Genomic DNA, 18705 nt, shown 5'->3' on the forward strand with positions numbered 1-18705 from the left:
CAAACAATCAAAGCATTATAATCGTAATAAATATCCCAGACATAATTCCCAGTGTGTTATACAACTTTGTCCGTTCTTTTACCACAATTGACAACTCGTTAATTTCACCTTCTAATTGACTTAAAAATAAATCAATTGTATTTATTTGCATCTCTCTGTCCAAATGGCCAAGGTTTTCTCCTAGACTGATTATGTTGTCCTTGTCCTGCTTATTAAGGCAGGTATCATTTAAATGTTTCTTCACACCAATCTCCCAGATTTCTTGAAAAGTCTGTCCATTTAGTAAAAGCAGTTCTTGGGATACATATCGAAAAAATCCCTGGAAACTTCCAGGACTTCGCTCAGCAAGGCCTTTGAAGGCTTCCGGCAGGGGTGTGCCCCCATACCTTATGTCCCCCCTTAAAATTGTTATGTACTTTCTAAGTTCACACAGTTCTTTTAATCTAGTTCTTATTTCCATACTAAAATACAAACCTAATGCAGTACAGGATGAAATTGTCAGTATAGCACCAATTACTTTTAAAATCATATGCTCCTCCTTCTATCTGATTAGTAGTTTACAGTTACCTCTATTTAAATTTAACCATGAAACAAGACTGTGCCACGGGAATCGCATATCGTTTCAATGTAACCAATATTTCTCTTAGCATTTAAAATAATATATCGTTCAAAAATCTTTTCTTTAACCAGCCTTCCAATCAAAGGCTTATTGATAATATCATCTACAGAGCTTCCATGAACGGTTGCTATTAACTTACATCCACAATTAATGGCATATTCTAGTGCCTCCATGTCCTCTCTTGAACCAATTTCATCTACTGCAATTACTTCAGGAGACATAGAGCGAATCAGCATCATCATACCAACTGCCTTAGGGCAGCAATCTAGAATGTCTGTCCGTATTCCCAAATCATTTTGTGGAATTCCCATGTAGCAGGCACCAATTTCAGAACGTTCATCCACAACTCCAACCGTTGTTCCCTTTCCCTCAGCCGCTCCATTGGAAATTTGACGTATAATGTCTCGCAGCAGGGTTGTTTTTCCACCTCCTGGCGGTGAAATGATTAAAGTATGGTATACCAACTCTTCTTCCATAATATATGGAAGAATCGGAGTTGCACATCCTTGAATCTGATGTGACAAACGAATGTTAATAAAGGAAATATGCTTTAAGTTTTTTACCTTATCTCCATCTGTTACTGCCTTCCCAGCAACTCCTACTCGATGACCGCCTTGGATGGTAATAAAACCTTGTCGTATCTCATCTTCAAATGCATATAGCGAATAGTTACTGATATACTCCATGGTTTCCCGCATTTCATTTTGTGTTACAATATATGCATTTTTTTTACTACTATCAAATTTATATTCTTTGTTAATAAAGTATTCTTTATTTTTATAAATTACTATAAGAGGTTTATTTACTCTAAGCCTGATTTCCTGTAATTGTTCAAAGTTAAGATTACTGCCTGCCATAACTTTTCTTAGGTTTAATGATAACACCTTTAATATCTCTTCTTTCTTATCCATGCTCGTCTCCTTTCCTGACCTTTCTAAAATATATGTGAGATAAATTATAATATAACTTGAATTTCAATTGGTTCTATACTAAGATATTCTTAATATTCTATTTTGATATTAAAAAGGAGCGATTTTATGTTACAAGAAATTACAGGTCATACAAGATTAACAGGATTGTTAGGTTCTCCTGTTGCTCACAGCATTTCCCCTATGATGCACAATGAAGCTTTTCGACAATTAGGACTTGATTATGTCTATTTGGCTTTTGATGTTAATACAAAATCATTAAAGACAGCTGTTGAAGGATTAAAAGCTTTGAACGTCCGCGGTTTTAACTTAACTATGCCTAATAAGAACCTGATGTGCGAATATGTTGATAAGCTTTCTATTGCTGCGGAAATTAGCGGCGCCATTAATACTGTTGTCAACGAAAATGGCGTTTTAACAGGACACACTACTGATGGTACAGGCTATATGCAGGCTGTACAAGATGCAGGACATTCTATTATAGGGGAAAAAATGACTCTTTTGGGAGCTGGAGGTGCTGCTTCTTCTGTTTTAGTGCAGGCTGCCCTAGATGGAGTATCAGAGATTGATGTATTCAGCATACGAGATCAGTTTTTTCCACGGGCAGAAGAACTGGTTGATACGATTAATAAAAAAACTTCATGTAAATGCTCTCTCTATGATTTTGAAGATGGTTCCATTCTGAAAAAGAGCATTTCCGAAAGCGCAATCTTAACCAATGGCACCAGTGTTGGGATGAGTCCTAATACAGAGGCTTGTATTATTAAGGATATGGATGTTTTCCGTTCTGATTTAATTGTATCTGATGTGATTTATAATCCAAGAGAAACGAAACTTCTAAGACTTGCTAAGGAAAGGGGCTGTTCTGTCTTTAATGGTCTCTATATGCTATTATACCAAGGGGCAGAAGCATTTAAAATCTGGACTGGACAAGATATGCCTATAGACCTGATTAAGGAAAAGTATTTTAGTGTATCATAAATTCCTGCGCCCTGTTTTTAGGGCGCTTTCTATCTTAATTTATGCTAACACCTTTTTTAATTAATTTATTGTAATATAATAGTATTGCTCTCTTCATCATAGCTGCAATCTATTCCAGCCTTACCGTATTCAAATCCTGACTGGCTCTGTTCTTCATTTAAATAGAAATTTAATCCGCTTGCTTCAGGTTCTAGAAAGTATCCATAAAGTACAGCAGTATCTCCAGTAGGCTCTCCTTCAGTAGCTTCAATTTTACGAATAATAAGTTTAATGGGATTCTCATCCTCTTTGGTTGGTTCTGTATTGGAACAAAAAATCGTAATATCTTCTGATAAAATAAAACCGGCTCCCAGATAATTCATATATTCGTCCTTCCCAGGCTCATCACCAGGCTTGACTCCCATAAAAGTCACCGGCACTTCTAAATTACATGATGATAGTACAAACTGATATGTATTCTGTTCTGCAACTATTTTTAAAGATGTATATGGTAATGACATAACAACTCCTCCTTGTTTTTCCAATTTGTACTTATATCATACAGCATTACATCATATTTCGTCAAGTTATTTTTCCTAAAGTTGGATTATTTTGTATTAATATTGAAAAACAGGATGCTCTTTTCTATTCTGCATCCTGTTTTTATATGTGCTAGATAATTATATTTGAAATAGCTCTACTCTTTCGTGTAGACTATTGGTTACATCCACACACTTACTAACCGCATCTGTCATTTTTGTTGACATCAGCATAATATCAGCCGCACGTTCTGCGATATCTGTAGTTCCAATAGCTCCTTCATTGGTGGCTTTACTAATACCATTAATAGAACTCAGAACACCCTCCACGGATGCAAGCAATTCTTCTGAAGCTGCACTAAAATCAGTAATTAATGCTTCAATATCAACAGCATCTTCATTATACTGTTCTGCCACGTTTCCAAATGTATTGTAATTATTCATTACTTCTGTTGCTACAAACTCCAGTAGTTTTGACGAATCTGCTGATAAATTATTTACTGATTCAGTTACTTTTTCTGTTATTCTTTGTATTTCAACAACTGTTTCCTTTGATTTTTCTGCCAGACCACGGATTTCATCTGCAACTACAGAAAATCCCCTTCCTGCTTCACCTGCTCTAGCTGCCTCTATGGCTGCATTTAGAGATAATAAATTGGTCTGATTTGTTATATCCATAATGGAAGCAGATAATACTTCTATTTCACTTACAACAGCAACCTCCATTAATGCCTTTTCTAAGTTTTCTTTTATCGACTTATGCATATGATTTGTCTCGTTGCGCTGTTCTTCTGTCTGCTTTTTTACATGAACTGCCCGTTTATAAATATCCGCAGCTTGGTCAGATCCTTCTTGTGATCGGCTGGCAATACTTTTGGATGCCATTTCTATTTCATTTGAAATACTTACAATATTTTCAGAAGTAGCAGCTGTCTCCTCCATACTTGCTGCTAACTCTTCTGTAGTAGCAGATACACTTTCAATCGCTTCATTTTGCTTAACCACATTTGTTTCTATTTCTGTAACAGCCTCATTAATTGCCATTTCACTTTCTTTTATCTGCCTTATCAGCACGCATAAGTTGTCACGCATCTCATTCAATTTCGCACCTAATACTCCAAAATCATCTTTTCTCTTACTCAATCTAGCCGGAAGGACTTGAGTAAAATCTCCATTTGCCATTGGCTCAAAATATTTAATTGCAGATTCCAATGATTTAGTAATATCCAAGCTTATTGATATTGCAATGATTATCATAAACACAAGTGCAGCAGAAAGAGTTATAATAACAAATGTAATTTTTTGATTGATTCTTTCACTTGAAATTTCCGCCTGCTGTACCACCATATCATCAATATAATCTGTATAGTTGCCTGTTCCCACTACCCAGCCAAAAGGTTCAAAAACCTTACTATAAGAACGCTTAGGTGATGATTCCGTTTCCCCTTCCTTGGGAAAAACATAATCTGTATACCCCCCATCTGGTTCCTGGGCAACACGGATAATCTCTTTAACCATCTCGTATCCATTAACATCTGTGGCATTTAGCCGGTTAGTTCCTTCTATTTCCTTTCCTAAAAGGACAACATTGTCTCCCACCAGAGTATCAATCCAGAAGTAACCACCATCCTTATATCTGATTTCACGAACTAAATTAGCCGCCAGCAATTTTGCTTCATCTAATGTATAAATTCCTTTTTCATAGTTCCCATAAATAGTTTGCAAAAGTGAGATAACATTATTAACCTGCTCCTTAATATTCTGGTCGTAATCCAAACGAATCGTTGATTCTAATAATTTAGTTGAATCTTCTTCAACTTTTCTCATATTTCGTTCTGTTAATATCCCAGCAACCATAATTGAAATAAATATTGCAATTAACAAAAGCAGCATTTTTATTTTGACTTTCAAATTTTTCATAGACCACCTCAGAAGTTATTTTGTCAGTACGATATGATTGTACCATACTATTCGGCGGATTTCTATTACATTGTGTTCATTTCCAGTATTTTCGACCATTCTGCTTATAATACCATGCGATCACTTATTGCATTTTCCTCTGTTTGCATACTGAACTTTTGAATCAAATCATTTACACTGGTTTTCTTTTTCTCTTCATCCGAAATTCCCATTATGATTTTACCTCTATTCATCATAATCGTTCTATTTCCATATTGAAGTGCATGTTCCATATTATGTGTAATCATTATGGTTGGTATTCTATTTTGCGTAACAATATCATTTGTTATTTTCAATACCTTTTCAGATGTAAATGGGTCTAGTGCAGATGTATGCTCGTCTAAAAGGAGCAGCTTCGGTATATGAATTGTTGACATTAACAAGGATAATGCCTGCCTCTGACCGCCTGATAACAAGCCAACCTTATAATTTAGTTTATCTTCTAATCCTAATCCAAGTAATTGCAGCTTTTCCCGAAACATATCATCCTTTTTTTTATTCAGCGCTAGTTGCAGTCCATGGAACTGGTTTTTAATATATGCAATAATCAGATTTTCCCTTATAGTCATGCTGGGAACAGTCCCCTTTAATGGATCCTGAAAAACCATTCCGATGTACTTAGCTCTTTTATGCACAGGAAGTGGTGTTACATCTTCCTTCTCAATTTGAATGGTTCCTGTATCTATTTTATACATTCCGCTAATACAATTTATCAGCGTTGATTTTCCAGCCCCATTTCCTCCAATGACAGTAATGAATTCGTTTTCTCTTATTGTCAGTGAAACGTCATCTAAAGCTTTATTTTCATTTGTTGTTCCTGCATTAAAGGTTTTACTCATCGATGTTATTTCAATCAAAATCACCGTACCTCCACATTTTTCTTTCCTACCACGTTAGAAACAGAAATTGCTATTATTACAATCAAGGCAGAAACTAATTTCAGATCTGTCGGCCTCATTCCGATTTGTAATGCAAGACTGATAAATAAACGGTAAACAATGGAACCAATTAGAGCAGAAATAATTTTCATTGTTGTGCTTTCCGCTTTTACCAGAACTTCTCCTATTACAATAGATGCAAGACCGATTACAACCATTCCTGTTCCCATATTAACATCTACAAATTCCTGCTGCTGCGCCAAAATTCCGCCTGACAACGCAACCAGTCCATTCCCTAATGCAAAACCTGTCATTTTCATAAAGTTAGCATTAATTGATTGGGAATTAGCCATTGCTGCGTTCATTCCAGTTGCACGCAAGCTGACACCCATTCTGGTTTTAAAGAAAAATGCGATTAAAGTATAAACCAGAATCACAATAAATAAAATAAGCAGTCTGTCATTTACTATTTCACTAAAGATTGTTTTTTCATCAGTTAGTGAAAGATTAGGCTTATACGACATAATTCGTAAATTAATCGAATAAAGTGATAGCATAACTAGTATTCCTGCTAATATTGGTGTTATTTTAAATCTGAGATACAATATAGCTGTAATACTTCCAATAATACCTCCACCAACAAATGCAATAAGCAATGCAAGTACTGGATGTCCCCAAATACAGAAAATAACAGATATTGCTGCACCTAGTACAAACGTTCCATCTACCGTCATATCTGGTATATTTAAAATTCTAAATGTTACAAAGAGCCCTAATGATAATAACGAATACACAAGTCCTAATTCAGCTGCTCCTAAAATAATATCAATATTCATCGTTCTACCCCGACTACTCAAAAATATTGGTCGCATCTGAAATCACATCATCAGGAAATGTAACATCAATTTGTTTTGCCGTACTGGTATTCAAAAATATGAAACTTTCTTCTAATCGCTGCACAGGCATCTCTGCTGGTTCTTTTCCTTGTATAATTTCAACTGCCATCTGTGCCGTCTGAATTGCAAGTTGTTCATAATCAACTCCGCATCCTGCTAATGCTCCATCCTGTACCATAGAATCTGCGCCCGCATATACAGGAATTTTTTTCTTACCTGCAATATTAGCGATTAAATTCATGGAAGAAGCAACTGTGTTATCTGTTGTAAGAAAAATAGCATCTACTTTATCAATAATGGATTCTACTGCCTGCTGGGTGTCTGCTGTTGATGTAATTGTAGCTTCATATAATTCCATATTGTTTTTACTTGTATATTCTTTTAGTTCTTCAATCATAACAGTAGAAACAGTTTCACCAGGATTGTATATCGTTCCAATGCGGGTAATTCCAGGGGTAATTCGATCTGCTAATTCAACGCTTTTTGTCAATGGCACATAATCCGATGTTCCAGTTGCGTTTTTTCCTGGCTTCTCTAGGCTATCAACTAAACCTGAGCTTATCGGATCAGTGCATGCAGTAAATAATACTGGTATGTCATCAGTTTCGCTTATCGCTGCCTGCGCCGAAGGAGTTGCAATTGCCACAATTAAATCATATTTATTACTTACGAATTTCTGGCAGATTGTTTTCAATAGCGACTGGTCGTTTTGCGCATTTTGATAATCAATTGATATTTCTTTCCCATCTTCATATCCCAGTTCCTTCAGCTGGTCAATAAAAGTAGTTCGGATCGTGTTAAGAGATGTGTGATCTACAATTTGTACAATCCCAATCTTATAAGTATCCTTGGATGCTGGTCTGCCATTCATAGCTAAAAATCCTGCTATAACAACAATACAAACTAAGCTAATCCCAATTGCAATATTTCTTTTCATAAATAATTACCTCCGTGATTCTATTTTTAAATAATATGTACATTTTTATGTATTCTTAGAAAGTCCTTTACGTTAATTTTAATGGATTCGTGTTCTTCTCCAATGCCTCCATATAAATAGTCCCACCGTGTCATTTCCTTATCCATCACATATAAAATGTCTAGTCCCACTAGTGGAACATAGCCTATATCATATCCTGTTACCTTTTTAACCTCACTTGAACTGGCCAATTTTAACTTTTCACAATGCAGTCTTTCTGCCAGTTCCTTTAAATCTGTTTTTCCTACACCACACTTTATGTATCCATAGTATAAGTCTTTGCTTTTCAAAATTAGTATTGCTGCTGTCTTTTCCATCTCAAAATACTTCTTTGCATCTTCTAATGTCAAAATTGGCTGTTTATGTTTAATAATTTCATAATCACATGTTTCATTATCAAGCAATACAATCAGTTCCTCCTTCAATTCATCAACTCCTTTCTAAAACCCTCAAAATATGACATAATTTTACCACTTTATTGTTTATAATTACATTTTATATCTTGTTCTATATATTAACACCATTATTTTTCATTGTAAACATATTTTTATCTCTTAATAATACTATTTGACAGATTGGAAATCCTGTGTGCTACCACTTCTTTATTTCATCAGCAAATCACAAAAAACCATACTGATATAAAGTAACAAGAGTTTCACTTTAAATCAGTATGGTTTTATTACAAAGGTTTTACTTATTCATTTACTATGCAAGCGTAGCTATACTATTAACAAACTCATCTCTTATATCTTCCTTATCCGGAGTATAGCTGATAATAACAGCAACCATATATTTATCCATCTTATATGTATAATACTCCTGATACATTCCACCATCATAACCTGAAAGTTTTAAACAATGAAATGTTTTGCCAGCAAGTTCCTCTGTGGTTCTGTCTACCACTTCATATCCAATAGATTCCACTTGAAGCAAACTATCTTCTAACGTATCCAGATACTCTTCTTCTGTATACTTTGTACCTCCTATTGACAATGCCAGATTCTCATAAACTAACTGAGCATTTATCATGTTTTCAGCGTCTGCTGCCATAAATCCATATACCGTTTTAAGCTCAGCTGCTGCTTTCATTGCTTCACTGCTGTTTCCTTTTAATTCACTCATTGTCTCGGCACCAGCACCTATTACTTCTGCAATCTCTTCGTCTGTAGCTATATTCCAGTCATCCTGAATCTCAAACTTCATGTCAAGCCATGTATTTTCAAATACATTTTCGTTCCACGTTCCAATGGAAAAACCAGAGTCTGATTTGCCCTTACAACCAGTTAAAGCTGTTACAACTACTAGCATTAAAACTAATATTATTTTTCTTTGTTTTTTCATGTTTCTTTCCCCTATTCTAAAAAAGTTAGTACAATTAACAATTCTATCATACTTTTCCAAATATATCAACAAAATAATAAACCTGTATTTGTACATACTAGTTGTAACAAATTATGAAAGGATGAATTTTTATGTCACATACGTTTTATTGTCCAAAATGTAATAAACTTGTTGCCGATTGTGGAATGGCTGACGAGCATGAACAGCCTTTTTCCTTCTCAAAAACCTGTTCCTGTGGTGAGCCGGTATCTGGTTCTTGTGGAAGTAAGCACACCTTTGACCCCTCCAATGTCATTCTAAATGCTTTCTCCATTAACAGTGTTATATAAGATTTAACATTGAAAGAAAAAACAGTGCACTTTATCCTGCACTGTTTTCATTATTTAAAGTTTCAGATTTCTGGATTCTAAATAAAAAGATTTACGTTAGATTCTTCTGCGTCTCCCAAATAAGAGGCAACTCCAGCAAACTCTACTCCGTCAATTAATTCTTCTTTGGTAATTCCCATAACATCCATAGACATCGTACATGCAACAAGTTTGATACCATTTGCCATTGCCTGTTTCATCAAAGCCTCCAATGAATCCACATTTTTATCCTTCATAACTTTTTTCATCATAACAGTACCCATACCTGCCATATTCATTTTAGACAATTTTAGTTTTTTTGTTCCCCTTGGCATCATCATTCCAAACATACTATCTAAAAATGGCTTTTTCACAGGTACCTTGTTTTCTTTTCTTAATGCATTTAATCCCCAGAAGGTAAAAAACATGGTTACCGGCCGTCCCATTGATGCCGCTCCATTTGCAATTATGAAAGAAGCTAAAACCTTATCCAGGTCACCACTAAAAACAATCAGTGTTTTCCCCTGAGGAAGTTCTGTTATATTGTTGTTTATCGCTGTGTTACATGTTTCAGAACCCTTTTTTATATAAACAACATTTTCTTTATTCTTTCTTTCCACTTTCATCAATGTATTTCCAGTTCTTTTGCACCAGGAATCTATATCATTAGCAAATCCCATGTCTGTTGCTGATACCTGCAACACTTCTGATTCCTTCATTTCACAAATTGCTTCATGTACCTTCATGATTGGCCCTGGACATTGAAGTCCACAGCAGTCTAATACTTTAATTGCTTTACTTGACATAATAGCACCCGCTTCCTCTCTGTCAGCTGGCTTCTTCACTTCCAGCTCTATACTGCCCTTCTTATCCATATGATGCATTGACTTATAAAAAGCAGTTCCACCAGATAACACTGCCACCTTTTGAAATCCATTTTGCATCAACACTCTGGCCGCGTTATAAGAACGTACACCAATTGCACAATACGGTACAATTAGCTTATTTTTATCTAATTCATTGATTCGCTTATGAACCTGACCTAGCGGAATGTGATAGGAGCCGGGTATTGAAAATACCATTCGTTCCATTTCCTCTGTTACATCTAAAACTACATAATCATCCCTTTTTGTCTCATCCTTCAAAAGATTATCTAATTCATCCCATTCGATAAAAGAAACTAATTTATTTAAAACATTTTCTGCAACAAATCCTAACATATTTACAGGATCTTTTGCTGATGAAAATGGTGGCGCGTATGCCAACTCCAGTTCTGCCAAATCATAAATTGTTCCATTCAGCCTCATGGTTGTAGCCATCGTGTCAATTCTTTTATCTACCCCATCCTGACCGACTATCTGTCCTCCCAGGATTTTTCCTTCTTTGTCAAATAGCATTTTTAATGTAAGTGGAGTTGCTCCAGGATAATATCCTGCGTGGGACTTTTGATTAATTATAATAGTAAAATAGTCCTTATTCTTCTGTTGCCCGATTGCCTTTAATTGCTTTTCATTCATCCCAACACTGGCTGCATTCAGATCAAACACCTTCGCAACTGCACTTCCCATGGTTCCCTTATATTTCTTTTTGTCTCCTGCCAGATTATCCGCAAGAATGCGTGCCTGCTTATTTGCTGGTCCAGCTAGTGGGATCATGGTTTTATTTTTCAGAACATAATTGTCAACCTCAATAACATCTCCAACTGCATAAATGTCTTTTGCAGAGGTCTGAAGAAATTCATTTACAACAATTCCTCCTTTTTCATTTAACTGAATCCCTGCTTCCTTAGCCAGTTGGCTGTTTGGCCTCACACCAATGGATAAAAGAACCATATCTGCTTTTAATGTTTTTCCACTGGACAAAGTAATCTGAGTGGTACCATTCTCAGATCGAAATTCCTTTACTCCATCTCCCAACACCAGATTAATATGATTCATTCTCATATTTTCATGCAAAAGATTAGCCATTTCATAGTCCAGTGGAGCCAGGACCTGATTTTGCATTTCAATTAATGAAACCTGAATTCCTGCTTCATGAAGATTCTCTGCCATTTCAAGACCAATGAATCCACCGCCAATTACAACGGCAGACTGTGGACTTTTCTGCTCTATATAGGTTTTAATTCTATCCGTATCTGGGACAGTCCATAAAGTAAAAATATTATCTGCATCAATCCCTGGAATTTGTGGACGGATAGGAGAAGAACCTGTTGCTAAAACCAAATTATCATACTTTTCTTCATACAGTTCACCAGTTTTCAAATTTTTTACTTTTACCATTTTTTTATCTGGCAAAATCTCTACTACTTCATTGGATACTCTTACATCTATATTAAACTTATTTTTCATTGCAGCAGGTGTTTGTAAAAGTAAGGCATCTCTGCTCTTGATAACATCGCCAATGTAATAAGGTAATCCACAGTTTGCATAAGAGATATATTCTCCTTTTTCAAACATAATGATTTCCATGGATTCATCTCTTCTTCGCAGCCTGGCTGCTGTCGTTGCACCACCTGCGACACCACCTATAATCAACGTTCTCTTTGCCATAACCATTCTCCTTTATTGTTAATTTCTTAACTAGTTTGCAGCTACACTTCTAACTCTTATTATATCCGCTTTAAAAAATATTTCTGTAACTTTGTCACAAACAAATTATAGCAATAACGAGAATGGCTTTATCCTAATAATTACTTAAATCTTAAATTTCTCAATTAATGCTCTTAGCGAGATTGCCAAATCTGATAAAGATTCGCTGGCATTTGAAATCTCCTCAATGGAAGCGGTCTGTTCTTCCATGGAAGCAGACACCTCCTGAGTTGACGCAGCGTTTTCTTCTGCTACTGCTGCTAACGACTCGATTAACTGCAATACCTCTGATTTATGTAATTCCATCAACTGACTAGCTTTATCTATTAATAGAATTGCATTTTCTACATCCCCTATTAATCTTGATATTTCATTAAACTTATCTTTTGTGTCTTCAACACTTAGTTCCTGTTGATGAACAAGTCCTTTGGCATCGGCCATTATCTTAACTGCCATATCTGAATCCCGCTCCAGTTTCTGAACCATATAGTCAATTTTCTTTGTTGACTGAGCAGACTGTTCAGCCAGCTTTTTAATTTCTTCTGCAACGATGGCAAACCCTTTCCCATGTTCTCCTGCTCTTGCTGCTTCTATAGCTGCATTTAATGACAATAAATTAGTTTGTTCCGCTATATCTGCAATGATATTACTGGCTGCCGCTATTTCTTTGGAACTCTCACTTGTCATTAAAATACTTTGATAAACCTTTTGAGATGCTTCACTGTTTTGCTTTGCATTTATACTCAAATCATTGACAATTCTTAATCCTTCTCTGATACTTCTCTCGGTTTTTGTTGAAGCTTCAGATACTTCATTAATATGGTTTCTGTTATCGTCAATTATTCTGCCCAACTGCATCACTTTTTCAGCACCAGTCGTTGTACTTTCCGCCTGTTCACCTGCACCCATTGCAATTTCATTCATTGTCCGTGCAACCTCTTCTGAGCCAGCAGTCAGTTCCTGGGAATTAGCTGTCAATTCTTCTGAGGAGGAAGATACCTGCTCAGATGAAGTCACAATTTCTTTTATAATCATTCGTAGGTTTTCAATTACTAACTGCACTGATTTTCCAATTTCACCAACTTCATCTTTTCTGTTACTATACTTAGATAATACATTATTCGTAAGTCGATATTCTGCCAGCTCACTGGCATTGTGAACAACTGCCATTAATGGTTTCGTAATAGAAGTTGATACAACATAGAGAAGCACAATAGAAAGCAAAATGATAATAATAATGGCTGACAATGCAAAACTTCTCAGTGCATTTATTCCTTTAAATGCTTCTGCCACATCTTGCTCAATAATTAATCCATCATATTCGCTTCCCACTTTTACAATACTTAACGAACCATAAACTGGGTTTTTTAAATAATCTTTATATTTGCCTACGTAACAATAATCATTATTTTCATTTGCAATTTCTTTAGACAGAAACTGTGAAGCACTTGTTGAAATAGTTTTATTTAGAGCAGCTGCTTCCTTATAATCCCCTAGCTTTGTATTGGACAATAAAAGTCCGTCTTTATTTATCAAATAAGCATCTCCTGTTTCACCAAGCTTTTCTATTCCCTGATGAACAATGGAATCAATCCTGTTTTGATCAAGTAGTAAGTTTATAGTTCCAACAATTTGACTACTATTGTTTTCTGCATAAACTGGTGCGCTTAATGTCATCATATTATTCTGAATAATATCGGAATAAAATAGCTTTGACCAAGTTATTTGTCCTTTTAGTGCACTTTGAATATACTCTCTATCCTTTAAATCTGCCTCTTTAAACTTTTCCTTCATATTTACCGCATAAACGACTTTACCAGCAGCATCTGTTAAATAAATATCTGTATACCCATATTCTTTCTGGGCAATCGATAAATACTTATCTATACTATTCAGTGCTTCTTCTTTTTCGCTTTGACTCGAAGCATTTTCTATTATAACCTCCATATTATTTACTACACTATTGGAAGTTGAAAGAGTTGCTGCATCTCCATTTCTCTCAGAAAAATAGGACTCTATCTGCTCCTTAGTAAGTGTTGAGAATACTGTATTTGATTCTAAAACAGCCGTTCTCATTTCCTGACTGGCATAAAGAAAAATAAATATTGCAAGTACTATCGTAGGTATTAATCCTGTTGCAATATACAAAACCGCTAACTTATTCTTCATTTTTAAATTTTTCAATATCATGACCCCCACCCTGTTCATATTTTTCTTTTAATGAATAACTATGCATTATCAGTGTATTCCTTTTATACATCTGAAGTAAAATTAAATAATTTCTTTCTTTAATAATACCACAATTTGTATATATATCAAGTATTTTCCTACTAATTTACTAGTCAACTTGACCAATAAATTACTTTTTCACCCTCCTCAAATTATTGAAAATTGTGACTTTCTGTGGTATACTTTTTTAATCAGGTACTGTTAACCAGCAAGTTGAAAGGAGGGAGCTTAATGGTAGCAATGACCTTGAATGCTTTTACAAAAGATACTAGTTTTCCTTTTTATATCCAATATGGTTTTCATGATACGAATTTGTACATACATACCCACGCTGATTTCTCTGAACTGGTAATTGTACTTCAAGGAACAGCTCTACATATAGTTGATAATAATTCCTATCCCATCAGAAAGGGAGATGTTTTTGTTATTTGCAACAATACATCTCATGGATATGAGAACACTTATGATTTCAAAATATGCAATATTATGTACCGCCCTGAGCTATTATCATCAGAACTGGATCTTCGCAGTCTGGCAGGTTATCACGCACTTTTTGTTTTAGAACCTTATTTATCTATGGAACATAGTTTTCAAGGCAGGCTCAAATTGAAAATGAATGATTTTGATAATGTCAGTAATATGATTTCTTGTATGATTACAGAATATGCCGAGAAGAAAGAGGGCTGGAAGGCCATACTTATTTCTTATTTTATTAAATTAGTTGTTATTTTATCCAGAGCATACAGTTTTACCTCTTCTGTTGAAAAATGTGACATCATTCAGATTGCCAAATCTGTTTCTTATATAGAAAATCACTACACGGAAGCCTTGACCATTAAGGATCTGGCTGAAATTTCCAATTTTTCTACTCGCCATTTTACACGGATTTTTAGGATTACTTACGAAACAACTCCAGGAAATTACATTCTCAGCTTAAGAATGCAGCATGCTTGTTCCCTTTTAAAAAATACGAACTTAACTATAACGGAGATCGCGCTGCAAAGTGGTTTTAGCGACAGTAATTATTTTTCAAGGCAGTTCCGAAAATTTTTCCATATTACACCATGTCAATTTAGAAAAATGAACCATCCAAATTATAACCATCAGTAAAAACTGGTGGTTGGTTTTTGTTTTACCGCTTCGGATGTTCCAATTTGTCATATGTTGTCTAAAACATTTTACAACTGGACATTATGTCCTATGGATAAACATGATATGTAATTTTCATTTTGTCATACATGTTATATAATATTAGTATCATAAAACATGTATTTTCTATTTATGGCGACACTACTTTTAAGAAAGGGGGCATCAAAGTTCAATACTTGTAACATGTTAACAGTGTAAATAGACTTTACACTAACTATTTATTTTAGACCAGGGGGTTCATTTATGAAAAAATTTTTTAGTGCCTTTTTATCCTTAGCCTTAGTGTTAAGTCTGACAGCGATAGCACCTGCTAACAAGGCAGACGCTGCTGTTCCAAGTAATGCAACATTATTAAACACTTATGGTTCCATATTGGGACATGTTGGAACATGTGTCACACCATATCAATGGAACGATACAACTACACGAAACTTTATCAAAAGCCAGTACAACAGCATTACAATGGAAAATGAAATGAAACCAGATGCTGTTTTAAACTCTAGCACAATGTCAGTGGCTCAGGCTAAAAACATGGGCTATTACATTCCAAGCAATTACACAGAATCTACTGTTCCAACTTTAAACTTCAATACAATAGACAGTATGATGAAAAATGCATACGACAACGGTTTACAAATCCGTTACCATACCTTAGTATGGCACAGTCAGACACCAGACTGGTACTTTAGAACTGGTTATACATCAAACGGCGGCTATGTAAGCAAATCTCAGATGAATGCAAGAATGGAGTTCTACATTAAATCTGTTATGTACCATGTATATAGCAGCCAGTATGCAAGCACTGTTTACTGTTGGGATGTTGTTAATGAATACATTCATGCACAGAATTCTGGATGGCAGTCAATCTACGGTGCAATCAATACTAATCCTGATTACGTTAAATCAGCCTTCCAATATGCTTACCAGGCTTTAGAACACTTTAACAAACAAGACTCTGTATCCTTATTTTACAACGATTATAATACATACATGGATTGTGACAAAATCATTACTATGATTAACTTCATCAATGCAGAAAAGAAAATCTGTTCTGGTGTTGGTATGCAGTCTCACTTAAGTTCTTCTTTCCCAAGTGCTTCTTATTATAAGTCTGCATTGGATAAATTTGTAAAACAGGATTGTGAAATCCAGATTACAGAATTAGATGCCAAGGGAAATAATGATGTCGACCAGGCAAACTATTTGTATGACATTATGTCTGCTATCATTAGTGCTAAAAAAGCAGGTGGCAAAATCACTGCCATCACATGGTGGGGACTTCACGATGGTGCTTCCTGGAGAACAGGAGAAAACCCATTATTATTTTCTAGCTTAGGTGTACAAAAACAATCTTATACATCTACCCTGCAAGCCTATTTTGATAATTCATACAGTATTGCTGCTCCTTCTGTACAGCCTAGTCAAAGCACTTCACAGACAAGCAGTATGACAGAAATCGCAAAATCATACATGACAAAAATGAATTTAGTGAATACATGCCCAACTGGGGCAGACCAAAAACTGGCAGGCATTCAATATGGTTCTGCAACAAAAAAAACATACTACTCCAAAACAACAGGTTCCAACCGTTCCTGCAACGTGTTCTTACCGGCAAACTATAATTCTTCTAAAAAATATCCTGTAGTATACTTTTTACATGGTATCATGGGAAATGAAGATTCTATGTTAGGAAATGCAGTTGAGATTCCTACAAACTTAGCAGCTCAAGGAAAAGCAAAAGAAATGATTATCGTTCTTCCGAATGAATATGCACCAGCTCCTGGTACTGCTGTATCACCTGCTTTTAATCAGGCATATTTTGATGGATATGATAACTTCATCAATGATTTAACTGATGATTTAATGCCATATATTGAGCAGAACTACTCCGTAGCAACAGGCAGAGAAAATACAGCGATTTGTGGTTTCTCCATGGGCGGCCGCAATGCTCTTTACATCGGTTATTCAAGACCTGACTTATTCGGTTATGTTGGAGCTTTCTCCCCAGCACCTGGCGTAACACCTGGAACTGATTACTCAGGATTTCACAAAGGTTTATTCCAGGAAAATGATTTCCGCATTAAAGATGAAAGCTATGTACCTTATGTAACATTAATCAGCTGTGGAACAAGCGACTCTGTAGTGGGAACATTCCCTAAGAGCTATCATGACATTTTAACTAGAAATAATCAGCCTCATGTCTGGGTTGAAGTTCCTGGTGCTGACCATGACAATGTTGCTATTGCTGCTGGTTACTATAACTTTGTATCTGCTTTATTTGGTGTTTTAGGTCTTGACAATGTTCAGACATCACAGACTCCTGTAACTCCAAGTCCAGAACCAAGCACTGCTCCGTCTGTAGCACCTAGTATAGCACCTAGTGTAGCACCTAGTACAGCACCTAGTGTAACACCTAGTACACAACCTTCTGTAACTGGTGTAACATGTGAATACAACGTAGTAAGTGACTGGGGTTCTACTTTCCAAGCTGAAATCGTTGTTACCAACAATTCTGGCAAGACTTTAAATGGCTGGACATTAACATGTGATTACAACTGTCAGATTACAAGCTTATGGAACGCTGAATTAACTGGGCAGATTGGAACAAAAGTAACAGTTAAGAATCCATCCTGGGATGCAAATCTTGCAAATGGACAATCTATAACGATTTGCTTCATTGCAAGTGGAACAGATAAGAGTGCTCCTACTAATATAGTTGTGAAATAATGATTCCATAATAAAACTTGGAGCCAACACATCATGTGCTGGCTCCTTTTTTTGCCTATCTGTTAACCTACTTGAACTCCATCATAAAATACTTTTACACCATTGTCCACAAACCCTGTATAAGCTGACCAGTCTGATTGTGCAAAACGAGTACCTATATTCAAACTACCTTCTCCAGGTGCTAAACTATAGTCTTTATTAAAAGAAATTTCAAGATAATTGTCATATAATGTTCCTACTACATTAGATGTTATATTCATGTACCATGGTGATACATTTAATTGTAACCCCGCATTGTCACACCAAAAGCTTTGCGTTTTTGAACTTGTTCTTGAATAATAATATCGAATTTTCAATTTTGACAAGTCAACACTTTGTGTTCCCGTTGCAATTATACTGTATTGCTGATTAATTGAGCTGCTGATTTGTGTTGTTACAACAGCTTTTACTTGAACTCCTGTAACACTAGTAGGTGTTGGCGTTACCACTGGTGTTGGCGTTACCACTGGCGTTGGTGTTACCACTGGTGTTGGTGTTACCACTGGTGTTGGCGTTACCACTGGTGTTG

Annotated in this window: 16 protein-coding genes; 4 read left to right on the forward strand and 12 right to left on the reverse strand. The window is 35.6% G+C overall.

Translation table 11 applies throughout. The features are described from left to right. Positions 1-7: 7 nt before the first annotated feature. Both BM305_RS04365 and spoIIIAA read right to left on the reverse strand, forming a co-directional pair. Positions 8-529, reverse strand: coding sequence for a stage III sporulation protein AB (locus BM305_RS04365; RefSeq protein ID WP_092559489.1), 522 nt, complete (start codon positions 527-529; stop codon positions 8-10). Between the two features lie 50 nt (positions 530-579). Further along, entirely contained in the window at positions 580-1530 is a 951-nt protein-coding gene (spoIIIAA, locus tag BM305_RS04370; RefSeq protein ID WP_092559490.1) for a stage III sporulation protein AA, read from the reverse strand. A gap of 126 nt (positions 1531-1656) precedes the next feature. On the opposite strand from spoIIIAA, the gene BM305_RS04375 reads away from it, so the two are divergent. After that, a complete protein-coding gene (locus tag BM305_RS04375; RefSeq protein WP_092559491.1) occupies positions 1657-2529 on the forward strand; it encodes a shikimate dehydrogenase in 873 nt (290 codons plus the stop codon). Between the two features lie 65 nt (positions 2530-2594). Here BM305_RS04375 and BM305_RS04380 read toward each other — a convergent pair whose 3' ends face one another. From BM305_RS04380 to BM305_RS04410, 7 genes are all read right to left on the reverse strand, one after another. Further along, positions 2595-3029, reverse strand: a complete 435-nt coding sequence (locus BM305_RS04380; protein WP_092559492.1) for a hypothetical protein — start codon at positions 3027-3029, stop codon at positions 2595-2597. Positions 3030-3188: 159 nt separating this feature from the next. Further along, entirely contained in the window at positions 3189-4967 is a 1779-nt protein-coding gene (locus BM305_RS04385) for a methyl-accepting chemotaxis protein (protein ID WP_092559493.1), read from the reverse strand. A gap of 104 nt (positions 4968-5071) precedes the next feature. After that, positions 5072-5863: an ABC transporter ATP-binding protein gene (locus BM305_RS04390; RefSeq protein WP_092559751.1), complete on the reverse strand. Its 792-nt coding sequence runs from the start codon at positions 5861-5863 to the stop codon at positions 5072-5074. 2 nt (positions 5864-5865) lie between these two features. Then, on the reverse strand, positions 5866-6720 hold the full coding sequence (locus BM305_RS04395) for an ABC transporter permease (RefSeq protein ID WP_092559494.1): 855 nt from the start codon (positions 6718-6720) through the stop codon (positions 5866-5868). A 13-nt stretch (positions 6721-6733) separates the two neighbouring features. After that, complete coding sequence (locus BM305_RS04400) at positions 6734-7717, reverse strand: ABC transporter substrate-binding protein (RefSeq protein ID WP_092559495.1); 984 nt, start codon at positions 7715-7717, stop codon at positions 6734-6736. Between the two features lie 26 nt (positions 7718-7743). Further along, positions 7744-8181, reverse strand: a complete 438-nt coding sequence (locus BM305_RS04405; RefSeq protein ID WP_092559496.1) for an aminoacyl-tRNA deacylase — start codon at positions 8179-8181, stop codon at positions 7744-7746. A 280-nt stretch (positions 8182-8461) separates the two neighbouring features. Next, on the reverse strand, positions 8462-9097 hold the full coding sequence (locus BM305_RS04410) for a hypothetical protein (protein ID WP_092559497.1): 636 nt from the start codon (positions 9095-9097) through the stop codon (positions 8462-8464). Between the two features lie 131 nt (positions 9098-9228). On the opposite strand from BM305_RS04410, the gene BM305_RS18760 reads away from it, so the two are divergent. After that, positions 9229-9426: a hypothetical protein gene (locus BM305_RS18760; RefSeq protein ID WP_143099125.1), complete on the forward strand. Its 198-nt coding sequence runs from the start codon at positions 9229-9231 to the stop codon at positions 9424-9426. A gap of 77 nt (positions 9427-9503) precedes the next feature. Here BM305_RS18760 and BM305_RS04415 read toward each other — a convergent pair whose 3' ends face one another. Together BM305_RS04415 and BM305_RS04420 are read right to left on the reverse strand one after the other, a co-directional pair. Then, positions 9504-11993 carry a CoA-disulfide reductase gene (locus BM305_RS04415; protein WP_092559498.1) on the reverse strand — a complete coding sequence of 830 codons (2490 nt, stop codon included), beginning with the start codon at positions 11991-11993 and terminating at the stop codon, positions 9504-9506. Positions 11994-12137: 144 nt separating this feature from the next. Further along, positions 12138-14216 (reverse strand): methyl-accepting chemotaxis protein, encoded by a 2079-nt coding sequence (locus BM305_RS04420; RefSeq protein ID WP_177214543.1) that lies wholly within the window; start codon positions 14214-14216, stop codon positions 12138-12140. Between the two features lie 276 nt (positions 14217-14492). Here BM305_RS04420 and BM305_RS04425 point away from each other — a divergent pair, with 276 nt between their 5' ends. Together BM305_RS04425 and BM305_RS04430 are read left to right on the forward strand one after the other, a co-directional pair. Then, the gene (locus tag BM305_RS04425) at positions 14493-15371 is read left to right on the forward strand and encodes an AraC family transcriptional regulator (protein ID WP_092559500.1); all 879 of its coding nucleotides are present in this window, start codon (positions 14493-14495) and stop codon (positions 15369-15371) included. A gap of 282 nt (positions 15372-15653) precedes the next feature. Beyond that, positions 15654-18137, forward strand: a complete 2484-nt coding sequence (locus BM305_RS04430; protein ID WP_092559501.1) for an endo-1,4-beta-xylanase — start codon at positions 15654-15656, stop codon at positions 18135-18137. A gap of 62 nt (positions 18138-18199) precedes the next feature. Here BM305_RS04430 and BM305_RS04435 read toward each other — a convergent pair. Continuing rightward, the coding region (locus BM305_RS04435; protein WP_272481941.1) for a cellulose binding domain-containing protein at positions 18200-18705 on the reverse strand (506 nt) is incomplete at its 5' end.

Origin of the sequence: Anaeromicropila populeti, assembly GCF_900112775.1 — a bacterium.
Classification (GTDB): Bacteria; Bacillota; Clostridia; order Lachnospirales; family Lachnospiraceae; genus Anaeromicropila_A; species Anaeromicropila_A populeti.